Genomic DNA, 17,279 nt, shown 5'->3' with positions numbered 1-17,279 from the left:
GAAGGAAGAATCTATTCCGGACAAGATGCGTTTAGAAATAAACTCGTAGACGAAATCGGCGGAAGAAAGGAAGCCCTGGAGGAATTGTCCAGGCTCTGTCAGTACGACGGAGAGATTCCTCTTTATGAAGAGGAAGAGTCCCCGTTTGACAGATTGTTTATGATGTTAGGGTCCAAGATGAATTCTTTTTCGAGTGAAAGAATTTTCTTCAGAGAATTCAAAAATTCACCGGTACTCGTAATTCTTCCTCAGGCTATCAGGTAGGACCTCATTGAAAGATTTATTTAATTCTATACTGGGATTGTTGGAAGCCGCTATTTACGAGCCGATTCGATTGGAAACGGCGCTTGCAAATCTTTCCGAAAAAAATCTGAATTTATATTCTTGGATCGTATTGATTCCGAGTGCGTTGAGCATCTCCGTCGGCGCTACTTATCTTTCTCCCCCTTACACCGGGAATTCTATGGGAATGATCGGACTTGCGTTTCTTGCAAACCTATCCATGATATCCGTTCTTCCGATGATCTTAGGAGCTGTGATCGATTTTTATGCCCAGAGAAAACAAAGAACGGGTAACGTTCATTATTCTTACAATTTATGTCGTTTTGGAATGACGGTTTTTATTTTTTTTACTCCTATTTCCATTTTATTCCACGAGGTTGGCCTGAGCGGAGGAATCGGTTACTTTTCGATTTTACTTTTTTTGATCGGTTATTATGTCGCGGTCGTTTCAAAAGGAATTCAGTTTATTTATGATTTAAAAACTTCGGATGCGGTCCGTTTTTCTTTAACCGCCGTTTTGATTTCGGGTGTTTTTCCTTTCGTATTCTATTTTTATATTTCCGGTTCTATTCTTCATTTGGTCTTATGAATATTTTAATTACAAACGACGATGGAATTGCCTCTTCGGGGATCAAAGCTTTGGAGGCAATTCTTCAAAAAGAACACGATACGTTCCTAATCGCTCCTTTGAGAGAAAGGTCCGCAACTTCCATGGCATTGTCGATTTACGATTCGATGAGAGTGGAAAGAATCAACGATAATCATTATATCGTAGACGGATATCCTGCGGACTGCGTGAACATAGGATTACACGGAGATATTTTTCCGAAGATAGATTTTGTATTATCCGGAATCAATCGAGGTGTGAATTTGGGCCACGATATTCATTACTCGGGAACGGTCGGAGCGGCGAGACACGGAGCGGTCCACAGCCGACTTTCTTTGGCTGTAAGTTCCGGAAATGTTACTAAAGATTATGATTATATTCGAGAAGCTGAATTCGTTCGGCATTTCATCAACGAATATTCCTCTCTTTTGAAGGTGGGAATCGTCTACAACATGAATATTCCGTTCGACTTCGTCTCTTCGACGGAAAATCTTAGGATTACCAGGCTGGGAAAGCGTACATACGAGGACACTTATTCTAAGAAAAATATCATCGGAGGTATCGCCGATTTTTATCTCGGTGGTTCCGAACTGGGACATGCCACGGAAGAAGGAACTGACTTTACCGCTTTTTTCTCCGGAAAAATTTCCTTAACTCCTTTGTCTCTCGATCAGACGGATTTTTCGCTTGTGCGCGAACTTTCGGATTCTTTCAGCAATCGTTTGTCTTAGGACCTCAAAAAAAACCGAAATGGATTCGGAATTGAAAAAATAAAACCCGCCTTAAGAAAATCGGCTCTTCAGAGGAAAAGTTGTAAGATTTTTGACCGAGAAAAAGTTTGTCCCAAAACTTTGGAATGTGGAACTACAACGTTATATTACGAATTTACTCGATGATTAAAACTGATTTCTCTTAAGGTTTCGCGGCAGGTTCTTAGATCGACTTTTGAATAAATTAGAGTTGTTGAAAAATCCCATAATGGAGTTAAAAAAACTGCTTTGATCGCTCATTTCAATGAAATGGAAACAGAAGGAAAATTAATTTTTCAACAACTCTATTATAAGAATGTCGGATAAAAGTAAAAAATCTAAAAAGAGAATTCTTCAGGAAATCGATAAGGGAAATTTTCTTTTTGCCCTTACTCTGATCGATCGTGAGATTTCCTCCGGCAACGAGGACCCGGAATTATATTATAATTTTGCGATATGTTGCGTTAGAACCAATAATCATAAGAAATGCGTTTCCATTTTGGAGGAACTTCTTGAAAAATTTCCCAGATTCGGCGAGCGGGAGAATTCGATTCTTATGATTGTGTACGCTTTAATTCAAAATAAAGAATATGTTAAAGCACTGGAAAAATGTGAGGAACGTCTCAAGATTCAAGTGGACGATTTGAGAATTCTTTCCATGAAGGCTTTCGCTTTGGAAAAGTCCGGTCGTATAGAAGACGCAATCGATATTCATAAAAAGATTCTTAAATTACGTCCCGATTATAAGAACAGTTTAAATTCTCTCGGTTATCTGCTTTTGAATCAAAGAGATCCAAGTCCAGAAGAATGGAAATTGGCCGCCGATTGTTTAAAATCAGTTCTTAAAAACGAACCTGAAAATCCCGCATATTTGGATTCCTTCGGCGTACTTCTGTATAAGAGCGGTAAGAAAGAAGAAGCGATTTTGGCTTTTAAAAAAGCCCTCTTGAAAGTTCCTACACACCCTGAGATCTTACGACATATCGAAAAAGTGGAAGACTCTACTTGACAGTGGGACCGTTTTTAAAAACATAGAGTCGAAAACGGGATGTAGCGCAGGGGTAGCGCATCTGCCTTGGGAGCAGAGGGTCGTAGGTTCAAATCCTATCATCCCGATTTTAATCCTCCAAGACTCGGTAGCTCAGTTGGATAGAGCAACTGCCTTCTAAGCAGTGGGTCGGGGGTTCGAATCCCTCTCGGGTCACCAGGATAAACAGAGACGGAGAACGTAGCTCAGTTGGTAGAGCTCCAGTTTGTGGTACTGGCCGTCGCGGGTTCGATTCCCGTCGTTCTCCCCAGTTTTTATGGGAACGTGCCTTCACTTTTTGTAAAATTGTGGTCTTTCTAATCCTCGCTCAGCCATATATCTTCTAAACAAAATCCTTTTTTTTCATTTGGGTAGCTTTGGCCTTTTGTGATCCAGGTTCCGTTGACCGTCCAAATAAACATTTTCTGTGGGAACTCCAAACTTGCTTCCGGCCGATAGTAGGATTCTAACGGAATTTTAAAATGTTTGGATTCTGAAAAGTTTAAAACTCTTTCGCCTAAAATTCTGTCCTTGGGCATCCTAAGTTCTTTGTCCATGTCGATCGATTCTCTTAGGATTAAACCGAGTTTTAATTTTTCTAGAGTTTGTTTGCAACCTACAACATGAAGGGTTTTCCATTTTGAAATTTCAGGTTTATTTTCTTTGAGATGATGTGTTTGTCTTAATTCTAAGAAAAAATCTTCTTCTCTATTTGAATGACGAAGTTTCGTCCAGGTTGTATAAGGATTTCGATCCAGAAGATGGCCGATTCTTGAGTCTTTATTGGAAAGATAAGAATTCGTAAAGTCGAAAGATAGAAATGGAGGCTGAATTGTAAATGCTTCGATTTTATTCTTTGTAGTATTGAAAAGGTAAAGATTTCCGGTTATGATTGCGATTGGGAAAATTGGGACTAAAATCTTCGAGAGTAGACTTTTGGGAATCATAGAATCAAAAATGTGGGAACTCACACCTTGGGGCAATCAGGATTCTGATTTTTCGAATCTTTCGAGTAAGGATAAAAGGTGATAAATAATGAACATAGGAATTACCGGCGGGACCGGGTTGATAGGAAGAGCTCTTGCGCTTCGATTGCTTAAGACGGGGCATTTTGTAAGAATTTTTAGCCGGTCTTTCGACATTCCTGTATTTCTTCGAGAGAGGAAAAATTTTGAAATTGTGGTAGGAGATTTTCCAAAACCTGAGCGTTTGGAAGGATTAGATGGCATTGTAAATCTTGCCGGAGCGCCTATTGTAGGAGTTAGATGGACTAGGAAAGTGAAAGAGGAAATTCGTTCTTCCAGAGTGAATTATACTGAAAATTTGGTTTCTTCCGTTTCTAAAATTGTGGGAACTCCGCCAAAAGTTTTTATCCAAGGATCTGCTATCGGGTATTACGGCTTTTTTGAAAACGGTACGGTGAATTTCTCGGAGGATTCCGCTCCCGGTACGGATTACCTCGCGTCGTTATGCGTTGATTGGGAAACCGCTTCCGAGCCGCTTTCAAAACTTGGAATCAGGTTAGTCCGAATTAGAACCGGCGTTGTTTTAAGTCTTTACGGAGGAGCTCTGGGAAGTATGCTTTCTCCTTTTCGATTGGGCTTGGGAGGACCGATAGGTTCCGGAAGGCAGATCTTTAGCTGGATCCATATCGAAGACATGGTCGGCGCGATTGTTCATTTATTAGAAAATTCTAATCTTTCGGGAGCATTCAATTTAGTAGCCCCAAATCCGGTAAGTAATGAGATCTTTTCGAAAACACTCGCAAATATATTAAAACGTCCCGCATTTTTTAGAGTTCCGGAGACGATTTTAAAAGTCCTTTATCGGGACGGCGCGGACGTGATCTTAAAAGGGCAGAAAGTGATACCGGAGAAATTGCAAAAATCTGGATTTTCTTTTTTATATCCAAGGCTTGACCTGGCATTGCGAGATCTCTTGATCTCAAGTTCGTAATTTCTTAAAACTACTCATCTCTACATAATAGAGTGTCTAAAATTCTGCGTTTAAACATGGGATTTGTGCTCAAATTAAGGTACTCTATTTTATAGGGATCAGTAAAAGTCCATCTCAAAACCTTAAAAAATTCAATTGTGGATCAACAAAACTGCTTCAATCGTTCATTTCAGTGAAACAAAAACAAACGGAGAATGAATTTTTCAAAAACTCTAATATCTCTAAAAGTCCGACAAACTTCTAAAAAATGCAGGAGTTCCAACGTTTAATTAGGGATCAGTGGATAGGAGTCAGGGTTCAGTGTAAAGTCCTAAAAAGGTTTACACATATCATGAAGCACGGTGAACGCATTCCGGAGTTAAAAAACCTAAATGTTATCCACGAGTATTTAAAACCCTGACATCTACTACTCGGACGCATGAGTAGAATACTATGATAAACTTATTTCGAAAATTAGAATGTTGGAATATTTCTCTAAAGAGTCGGGAATTTCCGATTTGACTTAATTTTTGAGGACTGCCGTACTTTTGTAAATCGACCGCTGATTTTTGAGTATCATTTTCATGCGTCTGAGTAGTAATATCTAAAAAGTTTCTACATTTTGAAGCGGCTCTGGAAGAAATTTTAAAATCGGTTGAAAGAAAAAGTTTTTTTCGTATTAAAATGTTGTAACACAACGAACTTTGAGCTGTTGGGCTTTGTCATTTAGACCTGTAAATAAGGAGCCAGTTGTGAAAGAGATACTGACTGTGAAAAAAGTATTGTTTTCATAGGTTGTCGATGTCCAATAGTTAGAGTTTGGGGTATTTGGAAAGGAAGCAACGTCGATGGCAGGGTTATTATTATTGAAATCGACGATGCTCAAAAGTTCGTTGGCGTTTGGTAATCTCCAATTTGTTCTTCCTGCTAAATTCAAAACATCACATGCATTGAGAGCCGCACTCCAATCCAAATCCAAGGGCGCACCACCTATACATCCTGCACCGGCCTGTCCTTCCGAACACTGAGACCATAGAAGTCCCGTATTTTGATCTCTGACCGTTCCGTCTAAGAGGTCCATAAAGGAGAACGCCGGAATCGGGTTTCCGGAAACACAACGAAGATTGATGTTATTTCCTTGTGGCTCATTCGAAGTCCCCAAATTCGCGGCCGAAAAGTTGATCACCCAATTGGAACCGGGTGTTGTAATATCGGGCGTATTCGTCATGTAGTTGGTTCCTGAAAATGTATTTGGAAAGGAAGTATTGTTGATATGCGGATTGTTTGAATAGTGAAGCAGAGAAGCTAACTCTTTGATTGTAGGAATTCTCCAGTTGGTTTTTCCCGCATAACCTCGTCCACCATTGAGTCCGTTTAAGTTTGTACAACTTCCCACTAACCCTGCGTTTGCATTGTTCCAATTGATTGCGATTGCTGCTCCGGAACAATTCGAACCGGTTTGACCCTGAGCGCAAGTTTTCCAAGTAAGTCCGTGTAGAGTATCTAACGTAGTATAATCCGAAGTAAATTCGCAGCTTGGGGTTGGGGCGGAAAAAGTGCGCGCGTTTGGGGTATTGCTAAATTCTCCATCATTACCAGTCCCCGGACACGCAACAGCAGTTCCTGCATTATCCCAACAAATCGTCTGCCCCGTATCAAAAACGGCTCCCGGATTAAAATTCGTAGGTCCGTTTGAACATTGAGAATTATTTGCCGAGCTGTTTACTTCTTGGCCATTGGAAGCTGACGCTTGCAGATATTGGAATATAACATAAGGAGGATCCGGTTTGCCCGGAAGTTTTGCACAGAAAAGAAGAGAAAAAATAAAAAAAGATAGGATATATCTATGCATACACTTTTTACCCTCGGCGTTCTTAATCCCTAACAGAAAGAAACTTGAGAAAAGGTTTCATTTTATCACATGAATGATTTATTGAAAGATTTTATTCCAAGCTCTCAAAAAGATGTAGGTCAGAATGGTATCTTATTCTTGAATCGGGTTTTTATAAAGTTAAATTTAAAGCCGAAGTGGTCAGATTATATTATTTTTAGAAATGGACCAGTGAAATTTAGAAGCGGTTTTTTAGATTTAAGAACAGAAATCGTTTTGAAATAGCTTCAAGAGATTTTTCCGAAGACATTTCTATATAAGTGAGTGATATTTCCGCATATAGTTCCGACAAAATGTCACATTATTTAGAATAAAGTTCGTTTTTTAGAATATAATCCAAAACTTTTTTTGGAATTCGATTCGGAGTTGTGGATTGAAAGAATGATTGCCTTAAGTCCGTGGAACTCGCCGGAATCAAAGGATTTTTCAAAAATTGAAATTGAGAGAAAAGTTTTGAATTCTGAGGAACTACTTCCGAGAATCTTCGAAAGACGAAAACTTTTCGAACTTCATCCAAAATTTTTTCATAATTCCTCCACTCGTGAAAATTGGAATAATTATCCTCTCCGATTAAAAGAACAAACTCTCGATTCGGATGGAGAATTTTGAGTTTTTGAATCGTTTCAATCGTATAACTCGGACCCGGATGATTCAATTCCAGATCCAAAATTCGAATTGGCTCCGAAAGCTCGGAGACAAATAGATTCAACATTTCTAATATACTTTCGGGAGAAGAAAACTTCTCTCCTTTGAGAGGATTCTTTCGGTTTGGAATCAGAAAGACTTCCTTACACTCTGGGACTTCCCGAAAAAAAGACTTTAAAATTCCCGAATGTCCTTCGTGAGGAGGATCGAAACTGCCTCCGAAAATTCCCGTGAGAATTGGTGAAGTCATGGGTTAATTTCGGATTTGTCCGTTTCCGGTTACATAGGTGGTTGTGGTCGTGAGGTGGGCCAAACCCATAGGCCCACGGACGTGTAACTTGCCGGTGGAAATTCCGACTTCGGCGCCGAGACCGAATTCCGCGCCGTCGTGAAAACGGGTGGAACAATTGACGAATAAAGCGGCGGAATCTAAGGAAGTTGTGAAAATTTTAGCCGCGCTTAAATCTTCCGTGACGATGGCTTCCGTATGACCTGAAGAAGTTCTTTCGATAAAGGCTAACGCTTCTTCCAAGCTGGAAACCGTTTTTACCGAAAGACGAAGATCCAAAAATTCTTCCTGATAGTCCTCTTCTTTAACCGGCTTTCCTTTCGGGTACAAAGAAAGCGCGGAAGGATCAAGTAATAGCTCCACACCTTCTTTGGCTAAAGCTTGTAACAATTCTTTTCGAAACGGATAACCGTTGTGAAGTATTAAATTTTCCGTAGCGTTACATACTCCCGGTCTTTGCACCTTGGAGTTGATTACGATCGGAATTACTTTCGCAGGATCGGCATCCTGATCGATATAGAGATTACAAACACCTTTATCATGTTTGACGACCGGAATCATAGAATGCTCCGAGACAAATTTGATCAAACCTTCTCCGCCTCTCGGAACCACTATGTCGATCAAAGAAGCCTGTTGAAGGAAAGGAAGCATAAAGGAACGATCCGTTTTGTCTACGAAAGTGATCGCACTTGTATCGATTCCTTCTTTGTTTAGAATTTCATGAAATAGTTTTACTAAAATCGCGTTGGAATGAAACGCTTCGCTTCCCCCTCTGAGAATACATGCGTTCCCCGATTTGAAAGAAAGGGCGCCTACGTCAATCGTTACGTTCGGACGAGATTCGTAGATGACCATCACGACTCCGAGAGGGACTCTTTTGGTCACAAGTTCGAGACCGTTCGGGAGGGTCAAACCTCTCGTAACTTCTCCGACGGGATCTGGAAGCGAAACGATTTCTCGAACTGCGGAAGCCATGGAAGCGACTCGCTTCTCATTTAATAAAAGACGATCCATCAAAGCGGAAGAGAGGTTTTTTTCCTTGCCGTTTTTTAGGTCGGACTCGTTTGCGGAAAGGATTTCCGATTTACGTTTTTCTAATAGGTCTGCAAGTCCCAAAAGAACCTTATTTTTTTGGGATGAAGAAAGTGATTTTAAAGTTCTCGAAGCTTTTTTGGTCCGATAAGAAAGTTCTTTAACGTATTCGATTTCTTTCATAGATGATTTTCTCCGTTGCCGTTTCGATTTTTACGGATGATTTCTTTCACATTTTCCTCAGAAAAAACTCGGTTTCCGGAGGGCGCAACCAAAGTTCCGGCCGAGTTTTTTTCCAAAAATTCTCGGATCGCGTGCATTTTCTTGCCGTTTAAGATCGCGGTCGGTACTCCTGCTTCCGATAATAGGCCGGCTGATTTAAGTTTGGTGAACATTCCGCCGGTTCCGGGACCGCTCGGGCCGCCCGCGAGATTCAGATCGTCTTTGGAAATTCCTTTCAAAAAAGGGACTACTTTCTCTTCTTTGAGAAATCCATCCACTCCGGTTAAAATGAGGAGCAAATCCGCGCCTACAATCAAACTTACAAGCGCGGAAAGCATATCGTTGTCTCCGAATTTCACTTCTTCGGTTGCGACCGAGTCGTTCTCGTTGACGATAGGAAGCACTCCCCATTCCAAAAGCTGAGTGAACGTGTTCTTTAGATTTTTATAACCTTCTTTGGATTCCAGGTCCAGAACGCCGAAAAGAATCTGAGCTATGCTCAAGTTCACTTTGGAAAAAAAACTGTCGTAAAGATTGATGAGTCTGTTCTGACCCATAGCGGCTAACGCTTGTTTTTCGGAGAGAGAGTCTCCAGACGGGATGGAAGAGGGGAGTTCGTTTAACAAAAGTCTTCCTCTTGCGATCGCGCCGGAGGAAACTAGGATCACTTTTTTACCTAGATCTCTGAGATGGCGAATGTCGCTTACCAATTGAAATAAAAAATCGTTCACTTCCGATTCCGGGCCGGACAATCTCGCGGAACCTACTTTGATCACGATCATTTCCGCGCTGTGGATTTTTTCTGACAGTGAATTTCGTTCCATATTCATTTCGTTATATCCTGTAAGCCGATTCGAGTTGAAATTTTTTTTTGAATCTACTTTTACGAAGCCCGTTTCTGCAATTAAATGTCTGCCCCAAAAATTTAAAAGAAATTGACGATAAGTATTCGATAGTTCGTAACAAAGCCCAAGACTTCTCACAACAACCGTGTCTTTGGTAAGATGTCTAGAATCCTTAAGCATAACCTTACTCACAAGTACTTGGATCCGAAGATAAATCTGTCGGAATTACGACAAATCCTCTGTGAAACTTACGTCCCGTCCCGCAGAGCGACCTATCTCGCGACCCTTCGGAGCGAGATTTGAGTTTAGGAAAGCTCTGCGCCGGAGTTTATGCGGTCGACTTTGTTAAGTCGCCACACTTTGGTTTGCGGTGGCCGATTTAGATTCATCTACGGGCCGCGAGATAGGGCTCCGGAAGATTTTTCTCTATCAAAAAATGATACTTCTGCAAGTAAAAAGCCTTATTCTTGTCGGAACACTTGAAAAATATCAGTTTTTGATCCTTATTATCCTAAAAGCCTTCTTAATTTGTGGGGTTGGTTATGCTTAAGCACCCGCTACTAGTCACTCGAAGTGTGGTTTTCACATTTTAAGATCTTGGAACAACCTCCAAAGAAAAAAATGTTCTAAAACGGATTTCATTCCTTAATTTCCTTCGGGTTTTCGAAAGAATCTAAAATATCGGATTCATTTGAAGAAATCGATTTCGGCTCTTTGGTTGATTTAAGGACTTTTTCGATTTCATCCTTAAAAAAAGCCTCGTCCATCGCTTCCAAAAGTTTTTCCAGATTTGTCTCTTTGTCCGCGGAGATCGCGATCACTTTGCCGAGATGAGTAACTTTGGAGATTATATCCTTCGTAAATTCGGGATCATCCCAAATATCGATTTTGTTTAGTACGATAAGATAAGGTCGGTTGAGCAGCTCCTGATTGTATGTGAAAAGTTCGTTCCGAAGCATCTTCAAATCTTCCTCAATATCCAGAGAAGAAGCGTCGAAAAGATACAAAATTCCTTTGACTCGTTCTATGTGACGTAGAAAAGAAAGACCGAGTCCGATTCCCATACTCGCGCCTTCGATGATGCCGGGGATATCCGCGATCGTAAAACGAAAGATATCGCCTCTTCGTTTAACAACGCCGAGATTCGGAGAAAGGGTTGTGAACGCATAGCCTGCTATTTTAGGGTGGGCGTCCGTGATTTTCGAGATCAGCGTGGATTTACCCGCGTTTGGAAGACCTACGATTCCGACGTCGGCTAAAAGTTTAAGAGAAAGGCGTAAAAATTTATATTCTCCCTCTTCACCAGGTTGTGCGAAACGGGGAGTTTGATTGGTGGAGGATTTAAAATGAGTATTTCCTTTGCCGCCTCGACCGCCTCGAACGACTACGAACTCTTGCGTTTCGGATACGAAATCAAAAAGAAGATCTCCGGTTTCCTCGTCGTAGATTTGAGTTCCTAGAGGAACGAATAGAATTAGGTCTTCTCCTTTTTTACCGGAACAGTTATCGCCTACTCCGGGAAAACCCGCTTCCGCTTTGAACTTCCTTTTGGAAAGATATTTGTCCAAGGTATACATGGAAAGGTTCGGGCGAATGATTACGTTGCCTCCGGTTCCTCCGTCTCCTCCGTCGGGGCCGCCGAACTCGACGTATTTCTCCCTCCGGAAATGGACGGAACCGGCTCCGCCGTGACCTGCGAACACTTCGATTGCGACTTCGTCTACAAAGGATTCCATGATATTTGAATATTCTAAATTCTTAAATCGTTTTAAAAACAAAAACCGCAGAATCCGGACCCAGAAACCATAACCTTACTTACAAGTACTTGGATCCGAAGATAAATCTGCCGGAATTCCGACAAATCCTCTGTGAAACTTACGCCCCGCAGAGCGACCTAAACACCGACCCATAGGAAGGTGTTTACTGAGTTTAGGAAAGCTCTGCGCCTGAGTTTCCCTGATTTTGGGTGGAGGCGGGAAAGACTCGGTGGATTTTTCTCTATCAGAAAATCATACTTTTTGCAAGTAAAAGGCCTCATTCTTGTCGGAACACTTAAAAAATATCAGTTTTTGATTCTTATTATCCCAGAAGCCTTCTTAATTTATGGGTTGGTTATGCCCAGAAACGGGCAGGAGGCTCCGGTTTGAGATTGAATATGAGGGTTTATTCCGGGTAAACGGATACTTGCATTTTCAATTTGGAAACCATCTCGAACTTCACTTTTCCGTGAACGAGAGCAAAAAGAGTGTGATCCTTTCCGAGACCGACGTTATTGCCGGGACGGAATTTAGTTCCTCTTTGACGAACAAGAATATTTCCCGCAAGGACGGATTCTCCTCCGAAACGTTTTACTCCGAGTCTCTGAGAATTGGAATCCCGACCGTTCTTAGAAGATCCGCCACCTTTCTTATGTGCCATTTTCTGGTACTCCTATCAGTTCAATTTCTTTCGGATATTGATCTTTCAGATTTTTTAACCCGGAAAGAATCAAATCAAAACTATTTTGTATCAATGCGTCCTGTTCGGCAAGAACCTCGAATCGAAGGTATCCATCACGAATTTCAGCGGGTCTTGCTTTGCCGGATTGGAGGAGGTGCAGATATAAGGTCTGAACCAGAACTGAGACGGCAGAGCAGAGAAGATTCTCGCCTTTTTTCCCCAAGGAAGTAGGGGAATGCCCCTCGCTTTCTAAGGAAGAATAAAACTTTCCGTTATGAATAATCCGAATTCGGATCAAACTGCGGAAAGAGAAACGACTTTTACTTTTTGGAGCTTTTGTCTGTGGCCCCAAGCTTTTTGATAGTTCTTTCTTCTTTTGTAAACATAGGCGTGAATTTTATCGCCTTTTACGTCTTCGAGAACTTTTAAAGAAACTCGAGCCGTTTTCAGCTCTGGTTGTCCGATATGAACTTTATTGCTAGATTCCGCAAAAAGAAGAACTTTCGCATCAAAGGATTCCCCCGTATTTTTGCCGGTTTTTTCGGTCAGAAATTCCTGATCCTGGGTCACCTTATATTGTCTGTTTCCAACTGAAATAATAGCGTACATATCGATTCGGCCCGTTTAAAAGTCGTTTTCAACCAATTTGGTCGAAGTTATCTAGCGGTCAAGGTGAAAATGAAAAAAGGCTTGTACAGGAAGTGCTTTCTAAATTCCATAATCTTACCCACAAGTACCTGGATCCGAAGATAAATCTGTCGGAATTCCGACAAATCCTCTGTGAAACTTACGCCCCGCAGAGCGACCTAAACACCGACCCATAGGAAGGTGTTTACTGAGTTTCGGAAAGCTCTGCGCCTGAGTTCAGGGAGTCGTTGCACTTTAGTTTCTTATTCGCCCAAACTTTCTTACGCCGAATTCACGTTATTCTAAGGTTTTCGGGCGAGTTCTAAATCCATTCCGGGTTTAGAGATTTAAGTGAAAGTGTGAAAACTCTGAACTAACCCAAGTCCGACAAAAAAGTCTTTAAAACAACAAACAATTTGGAAATTTCTTCTGATCTCGTAAGACTTCGAATGGAAATTATCCAAGCAGGGCTTACTTACAGCGCGTCCCAATACGAGACATTGAGTTTTTCGTGTACTTTATAGAGACCGAGCTGCGGTAACTCAGACGTCTCGCTTTTATTGGCGCTCGATAAAACTCAGTGTCTCGTTTCTATTGGCGCTCGACAGATTCTTATATTTTCCAATTCATTTGTAAGTTTAGCTTTCTTACTTGGCGTTAAGTTCAAATGGTTTATAATAAAATTATTAAACTTTCAGAAAAAATCGAGTCGCTTGTTTTTACCCGGTTTTCAAGTGCGTACTATAACATTATAGTGAAATGGTTTTATTATAAAATGAGAGGCAAAAAGCAAAGAGCGAATAAAAAAAAACTTTTCAGGAAGTTAAGGCATCCGATAGATTCATACAAATCTTTTTACGTAAAACTAAATACTAAGAGGATGTGTTGAATTTAACTCGATTTCAATAGGAGATACAAATGGTATCAGGAATTACACTCATCGTGCTCAGCATTCTTGCTGTGCCTTCATTGCTTTTGGCTAAAAAGCCGGACGCAAAGGAATTGCTTGCAAAGATTTCACCTTATCAAGGTTGGATCGGTCTGGTTTTCTGCTTCTGGGGAATCTACGGAATCGTATTCCAAGGACTTCTCGGTCTTGGATGGCTTCCAACCTGGCCTATTTACTGGGTGACTGCTCTTGCAGGAAATATCGTTCAAGCGGTTCTCGGGTTTATTCTCGGTTTTGGAACGATCTCTACTTACGTTCTTTCCAAGAACGAAGAGGCTAAAAAGAAAGGAGCAGAACTCCTTGCAAAATTGGCTCCCATCCAAGGTAAGTTGGGAATTTTTGGAATTGCGGTCGGAGTTTGGACTATCATAGCTTCCATTCTTTTCCACGGAGTATAATTCCATTTTTCCGGGTGAAACTTTCACCCGGAATTCCTTTCTCTCCGAAGTTTGACCTCATAACCGGATTTCAGTTATGACAAGGTAAGAATTTTTCCAAGATCGCGAGTTGATTCATCGATGTTGTAAAAAGATTATCCTCGTTTACGAACTTCTGCAATTTAGGATTCAATTTCAATACAAACCTTGCCAAAATGTTTTCCCGCCTTTAGCGTATCGAAGGCTTTGGAAGTTTCTTCGAAGGAATAAACACGATCCACAACCGGTTTGATTTTATTCGCATCAATCGCCTGGTTCATATCTTCAAAGTTTCTTTTACTTCCCACGATGATTCCTTGAATCCTGATTCCTTGCATGAGTATTGGGAATAAAGATAAATTATTGCTTTCTCCGCCCGCTAACACTCCGATCAATGCGATTGTTCCCCAGGGTTTCGTACTGGAAATCGATTTTTGTAAAGTACCGGCGCCTCCTACTTCGATGATAAGATCGGCGCCTTTCATATCCGTCATTTTGCGAACCTCTCTGTCCCAATTCGTTTTTTCGTTGTAGTTGATGACTTCGTCCGCGCCTAAGGCTTTTACTTTGTCGAGTTTATCTTTGCTGGAAGAAGTCGCAATCACCCTGCATCCCATCATTTTAGCAAATTGTAATGCAAATATGGAAACTCCTCCGGTTCCTTGAACGACCACGGTCGCTCCGGGTTGTATGTTCCCGTGAGTTACGATAGCCGTGTATGCGGTCAGCGCGGCGCAAGGAAGAGTAGAGGCTTCGGCAAAGGAAAGATGTCCTGGTATTGGAACCAATCCTTGTTCTCCGAAAACTCTATATTCGCATAGAGTTCCGTCTAACGGGCCGCCAAGAGTATTTTTCAACATATCTTTTTCCGGAGCTCCGTCGAACCAGCTTTGGGCAAAGTTCGCACAAACCTTATCACCTACCTTCCATTTTGTGACACCGGGACCGATTTGGGCAATTTCTCCCGCACCGTCGGAAAGAGGAATCAAGGGGAGTTTTTGTTTCGGATTGTATTTGCCGATTGCCATCAGATAATCCCTATAATTTAAAGAAACCGCTCTAAAACGAACGAGCACCTCTCCTTGTCCTGGAATTGGATCGGGACGTTCGGAGATTTTTAAATTTTCTAGACCGAACTGGTTTTGAATTTCATAAACTTTCATAGATACGTTTTCTCCCTAGATTGTGAATCAGTTCATCCAAAATTCTTTCCGAAAGAATTTTTCTCACCTTTGTATTTTCCTTTTGTTTTAAGAGAATCTAATTTTAAGACAAGCTTTCCGAAAACACATTTTTGCTTTTAAGAAAATCCCTAAAAATGAATTTTTCATTTGATAACGATCACTAAAATAGTGATTTCATGTGTTCATGCTTACTCAGTATCGTCTTGGGATTTTTTCTATGGCATTTGATTATCCGAAGCTTTGGACGGATGCTTCTTCCCGAATCTATATTTGGAAAGTAACGTGTTAGGCAAACGTTTTAAGATCTTTTTACTGATCTCTATTTTGAACTTGTCCCAAAACTTCAGAATCAGAAACTTCAGCAGTAAAGTTTGTTTGAAAACTCATAACCTATCTAACGTGAGTTTGGGCGAATAAGAAACTAAAGTGCGACGACTTCCTCCTATGTTTCTTGTGTCAAGGCCTTCGTTATTTTTTTACATAAGATCATATTGAGCTAATTTCCGATTTAGTAAAATAACAGAGGCGGAAAGGACTTAACAAAGTCGGGTGATAACACCGGCACTCCCATCGAACGACCCTTAGGAAGTGAGATGCTGAGCTACTCCACCGGCCTTCTTGATTCCGTCGAATCAAGAGTTCACACTTCGAACTGTCTTACGTCCAAGAATCATACTAATCTAGGGATCGGCTAAACTCAGCGAATGCCTCTCTATGGATCGGCTAAACTCAGCGAATGCCTCTCTATGGATCGGCATTCAGGTCGAAACATAGAATCGCTTTCGCATTTGTTATACCGAACTCACGTTATCTAGGATTAATCTATGAAAATTACTATGCTTTGTTCCGAGTTTACTGAATACTGATTTCTTTTGAAGTTTTGGGACAAGTTCAAAATAGAATATCGTTAGTTGAGTACAAATTCCGCGCTTAGACGCAAAATTTTGGACATCTATATGTAGAGATGAGTAGCGATAGAGACGATTTTAGATTTTGATTCGTTTCTAAAGTCGATTTTATTTTAGAAGCTATTTTAAAAATACTTTATCTTTTCTTAAAATATCGTTTATTCTTAGATATTTTTGAGATAACTTCCGACAAACAAGTGAAGAATTCTTTGGGTTTTTCTGATTGCTTGCGGGGGAATCGAGAAAAAGTTGGAAAGAGGTATGAGTAGTATTGCGGGAGTTCAGAAAGAAATCGTGTCCGAATTTTCGGAATGTACAGATTGGCAGGAACGCTATCAGCTTCTAATAGAAATGGGAGACGAACTCGGATCGCTTCCGGATTCTGTAAAAACTCCCGAACGTTTGGTTCCCGGATGTCAGTCTAGAGTTTGGATTGTGGCCGAGGAAAAAGACGGTAAAATAGAATTTCAAGCGGACAGCGATTCGGCGATTACCCGCGGGATGATCGCTCTTCTGATTCGTGTTTTTTCTGGACGCACCAGAGAAGAAATCAAAAATACTCCCCTCGAATTTTTAAAAGAGATCGGTCTTGACAAACATCTTTCGATGTCTAGACGAAACGGTCTCTATTCCATGGTTAATATTCTCCGAAATAGCTGATGGATTTTTTTACATCACTTCCGGTCGATTAGACAGTTCGTTCGGATTTTGTTTTTCGGAAGGAAAATATTTTTGAAGAAGCCGCGTGAATTCTTCAATTGCGGAAAGAACGCTCCCCGAATAATTTCCTGAACGAAAACCGCTTTGCATTCGTTCACAAATTTCATCTAACGCAGGCTGTCCGATCTTTTTGTAAATTCCTCGATCTGCCAAAAGTTCGATTTTACGATCGGTCAATTGGACATAGATAAGAATTCCGGTGTTTTTTTCCGTGTCCCAAACCCTTTTTTTGGAAAAGAGTTCCATCGCTCTTTGTTTCGCATCAAGGCCTTTTATCACTCGTGAAACCGGAAGGCTATTTTCTAAAATGATTTTAATTTCGCCTTGGTGGCGCGTTTCCGAATTGGAAACCGCGGATTCTATCCTTTGAAGGTCCTCCCGACGGAAATACTTTTTAAACCTATAAGATTCTGATTTATCCGTCGCAAAGGAAAAAAGGGATTCCAGCCAATGAATCCAAACCCTTTGAAAATTTGATCGCTCGATTATATATTTATTTATCATAATATTCA

At 40.9% G+C, this 17,279-nt stretch carries 18 protein-coding genes and 3 tRNA genes (1 of these 21 running past the window's edge); 10 read left to right on the top strand and 11 right to left on the bottom strand.

From position 1 onward, the window contains the following. The 7 genes from sppA to FHG67_RS17105 form a co-directional block, all read left to right on the top strand. Positions 1-264, top strand: the end of a protein-coding gene (sppA, locus tag FHG67_RS17135) for a signal peptide peptidase SppA (RefSeq protein ID WP_026054751.1). 690 nt of this gene lie to the left of the window's left edge; 264 of the gene's 954 nt are visible here — the last part of the coding sequence; its start codon lies off the left edge, out of view; the stop codon is at positions 262-264. 7 nt (positions 265-271) lie between these two features. Then, a complete protein-coding gene (locus tag FHG67_RS17130) occupies positions 272-871 on the top strand; it encodes a hypothetical protein (RefSeq protein ID WP_004496994.1) in 600 nt (199 codons plus the stop codon). Next, positions 868-1,620 (top strand): 5'/3'-nucleotidase SurE, encoded by a 753-nt coding sequence (gene surE / locus FHG67_RS17125; RefSeq protein WP_004496803.1) that lies wholly within the window; start codon positions 868-870, stop codon positions 1,618-1,620. Before FHG67_RS17130 ends, surE begins: the two co-directional genes overlap by 4 nt. 334 nt (positions 1,621-1,954) lie before the next feature. Continuing rightward, a complete protein-coding gene (locus tag FHG67_RS17120) occupies positions 1,955-2,647 on the top strand; it encodes a tetratricopeptide repeat protein (protein ID WP_004500058.1) in 693 nt (230 codons plus the stop codon). Between the two features lie 35 nt (positions 2,648-2,682). Beyond that, positions 2,683-2,754 (top strand) — tRNA-Pro (locus FHG67_RS17115). Between the two features lie 14 nt (positions 2,755-2,768). Beyond that, positions 2,769-2,845: transfer RNA gene (locus FHG67_RS17110), tRNA-Arg, on the top strand. A gap of 15 nt (positions 2,846-2,860) precedes the next feature. Next, positions 2,861-2,936: transfer RNA gene (locus FHG67_RS17105), tRNA-His, on the top strand. A gap of 46 nt (positions 2,937-2,982) precedes the next feature. On the opposite strand, the gene FHG67_RS17100 is transcribed toward FHG67_RS17105, so the two are convergent. Further along, positions 2,983-3,612, bottom strand: coding sequence for a hypothetical protein (locus FHG67_RS17100; RefSeq protein WP_026054224.1), 630 nt, complete (start codon positions 3,610-3,612; stop codon positions 2,983-2,985). Between the two features lie 88 nt (positions 3,613-3,700). Here FHG67_RS17100 and FHG67_RS17095 point away from each other — a divergent pair, with 88 nt between their 5' ends. Beyond that, positions 3,701-4,621 carry a TIGR01777 family oxidoreductase gene (locus tag FHG67_RS17095; RefSeq protein ID WP_004501048.1) on the top strand — a complete coding sequence of 307 codons (921 nt, stop codon included), beginning with the start codon at positions 3,701-3,703 and terminating at the stop codon, positions 4,619-4,621. 658 nt (positions 4,622-5,279) lie between these two features. Here the strand turns inward: FHG67_RS17095 and FHG67_RS17085 are convergent. The 8 genes from FHG67_RS17085 to rplU form a co-directional block, all read right to left on the bottom strand. Beyond that, positions 5,280-6,452, bottom strand: a complete 1,173-nt coding sequence (locus tag FHG67_RS17085; protein ID WP_004496967.1) for an Lcl C-terminal domain-containing protein — start codon at positions 6,450-6,452, stop codon at positions 5,280-5,282. Between the two features lie 340 nt (positions 6,453-6,792). Beyond that, entirely contained in the window at positions 6,793-7,386 is a 594-nt protein-coding gene (gene nadD / locus FHG67_RS17075) for a nicotinate (nicotinamide) nucleotide adenylyltransferase (protein WP_004500141.1), read from the bottom strand. A 3-nt stretch (positions 7,387-7,389) separates the two neighbouring features. Then, entirely contained in the window at positions 7,390-8,640 is a 1,251-nt protein-coding gene (locus FHG67_RS17070; protein WP_004500102.1) for a glutamate-5-semialdehyde dehydrogenase, read from the bottom strand. Then, positions 8,637-9,509 (bottom strand): glutamate 5-kinase, encoded by an 873-nt coding sequence (gene proB, locus FHG67_RS17065; RefSeq protein ID WP_026054225.1) that lies wholly within the window; start codon positions 9,507-9,509, stop codon positions 8,637-8,639. Before proB ends, FHG67_RS17070 begins: the two co-directional genes overlap by 4 nt. A 653-nt stretch (positions 9,510-10,162) precedes the next feature. Further along, positions 10,163-11,260 carry a GTPase ObgE gene (obgE, locus tag FHG67_RS17060; RefSeq protein ID WP_026054753.1) on the bottom strand — a complete coding sequence of 366 codons (1,098 nt, stop codon included), beginning with the start codon at positions 11,258-11,260 and terminating at the stop codon, positions 10,163-10,165. 427 nt (positions 11,261-11,687) lie between these two features. Next, positions 11,688-11,942, bottom strand: coding sequence for a 50S ribosomal protein L27 (gene rpmA / locus FHG67_RS17055; RefSeq protein WP_002629808.1), 255 nt, complete (start codon positions 11,940-11,942; stop codon positions 11,688-11,690). Beyond that, positions 11,932-12,261: a ribosomal-processing cysteine protease Prp gene (locus tag FHG67_RS17050; RefSeq protein WP_004500073.1), complete on the bottom strand. Its 330-nt coding sequence runs from the start codon at positions 12,259-12,261 to the stop codon at positions 11,932-11,934. The genes rpmA and FHG67_RS17050 overlap by 11 nt, the downstream gene beginning before the upstream one ends. Beyond that, positions 12,258-12,572: a 50S ribosomal protein L21 gene (gene rplU, locus FHG67_RS17045; protein ID WP_004508248.1), complete on the bottom strand. Its 315-nt coding sequence runs from the start codon at positions 12,570-12,572 to the stop codon at positions 12,258-12,260. Before rplU ends, FHG67_RS17050 begins: the two co-directional genes overlap by 4 nt. A 936-nt stretch (positions 12,573-13,508) precedes the next feature. Between rplU and FHG67_RS17035 the strand changes: the two genes are divergently transcribed. Next, complete coding sequence (locus FHG67_RS17035; protein ID WP_142499862.1) at positions 13,509-13,937, top strand: hypothetical protein; 429 nt, start codon at positions 13,509-13,511, stop codon at positions 13,935-13,937. A gap of 161 nt (positions 13,938-14,098) precedes the next feature. On the opposite strand, the gene FHG67_RS17030 is transcribed toward FHG67_RS17035, so the two are convergent. Continuing rightward, entirely contained in the window at positions 14,099-15,118 is a 1,020-nt protein-coding gene (locus FHG67_RS17030) for a zinc-dependent alcohol dehydrogenase family protein (RefSeq protein ID WP_004502883.1), read from the bottom strand. Positions 15,119-16,308: 1,190 nt separating this feature from the next. Between FHG67_RS17030 and FHG67_RS17025 the strand changes: the two genes are divergently transcribed. Continuing rightward, positions 16,309-16,707, top strand: a complete 399-nt coding sequence (locus FHG67_RS17025) for a SufE family protein (RefSeq protein WP_004496916.1) — start codon at positions 16,309-16,311, stop codon at positions 16,705-16,707. Positions 16,708-16,716: 9 nt separating this feature from the next. Here the strand turns inward: FHG67_RS17025 and FHG67_RS17020 are convergent, their stop codons facing one another. Beyond that, entirely contained in the window at positions 16,717-17,271 is a 555-nt protein-coding gene (locus FHG67_RS17020) for a TPM domain-containing protein (protein ID WP_142499861.1), read from the bottom strand. Positions 17,272-17,279 lie beyond the last annotated feature (8 nt).

The sequence above is a fragment of the Leptospira weilii genome, assembly GCF_006874765.1.
Classification (GTDB): Bacteria; Spirochaetota; Leptospiria; order Leptospirales; family Leptospiraceae; genus Leptospira; species Leptospira weilii.
Note: the sequence above shows the minus strand (reverse complement) of the source record. Positions and strands in the feature narration are given on the sequence as shown.

What these genes read in the sequence shown, in the direction of transcription:
- proB (WP_026054225.1), bottom strand. Translation starts at nt 9,509, where the DNA reads ATGAATATGGAACGAAATTCACTGTCAGAAAAAATCCACAGCGCGGAA.
- surE (WP_004496803.1), top strand. Translation starts at nt 868, where the DNA reads ATGAATATTTTAATTACAAACGACGATGGAATTGCCTCTTCGGGGATC.
- FHG67_RS17085 (WP_004496967.1), bottom strand. Translation starts at nt 6,452, where the DNA reads ATGCATAGATATATCCTATCTTTTTTTATTTTTTCTCTTCTTTTCTGT.
- FHG67_RS17100 (WP_026054224.1), bottom strand. Translation starts at nt 3,612, where the DNA reads ATGATTCCCAAAAGTCTACTCTCGAAGATTTTAGTCCCAATTTTCCCA.
- rplU (WP_004508248.1), bottom strand. Translation starts at nt 12,572, where the DNA reads ATGTACGCTATTATTTCAGTTGGAAACAGACAATATAAGGTGACCCAG.
- FHG67_RS17120 (WP_004500058.1), top strand. Translation starts at nt 1,955, where the DNA reads ATGTCGGATAAAAGTAAAAAATCTAAAAAGAGAATTCTTCAGGAAATC.
- rpmA (WP_002629808.1), bottom strand. Translation starts at nt 11,942, where the DNA reads ATGGCACATAAGAAAGGTGGCGGATCTTCTAAGAACGGTCGGGATTCC.
- FHG67_RS17030 (WP_004502883.1), bottom strand. Translation starts at nt 15,118, where the DNA reads ATGAAAGTTTATGAAATTCAAAACCAGTTCGGTCTAGAAAATTTAAAA.
- FHG67_RS17025 (WP_004496916.1), top strand. Translation starts at nt 16,309, where the DNA reads ATGAGTAGTATTGCGGGAGTTCAGAAAGAAATCGTGTCCGAATTTTCG.
- FHG67_RS17020 (WP_142499861.1), bottom strand. Translation starts at nt 17,271, where the DNA reads ATGATAAATAAATATATAATCGAGCGATCAAATTTTCAAAGGGTTTGG.
- FHG67_RS17095 (WP_004501048.1), top strand. Translation starts at nt 3,701, where the DNA reads ATGAACATAGGAATTACCGGCGGGACCGGGTTGATAGGAAGAGCTCTT.
- FHG67_RS17070 (WP_004500102.1), bottom strand. Translation starts at nt 8,640, where the DNA reads ATGAAAGAAATCGAATACGTTAAAGAACTTTCTTATCGGACCAAAAAA.
- obgE (WP_026054753.1), bottom strand. Translation starts at nt 11,260, where the DNA reads ATGGAATCCTTTGTAGACGAAGTCGCAATCGAAGTGTTCGCAGGTCAC.
- FHG67_RS17035 (WP_142499862.1), top strand. Translation starts at nt 13,509, where the DNA reads ATGGTATCAGGAATTACACTCATCGTGCTCAGCATTCTTGCTGTGCCT.
- nadD (WP_004500141.1), bottom strand. Translation starts at nt 7,386, where the DNA reads ATGACTTCACCAATTCTCACGGGAATTTTCGGAGGCAGTTTCGATCCT.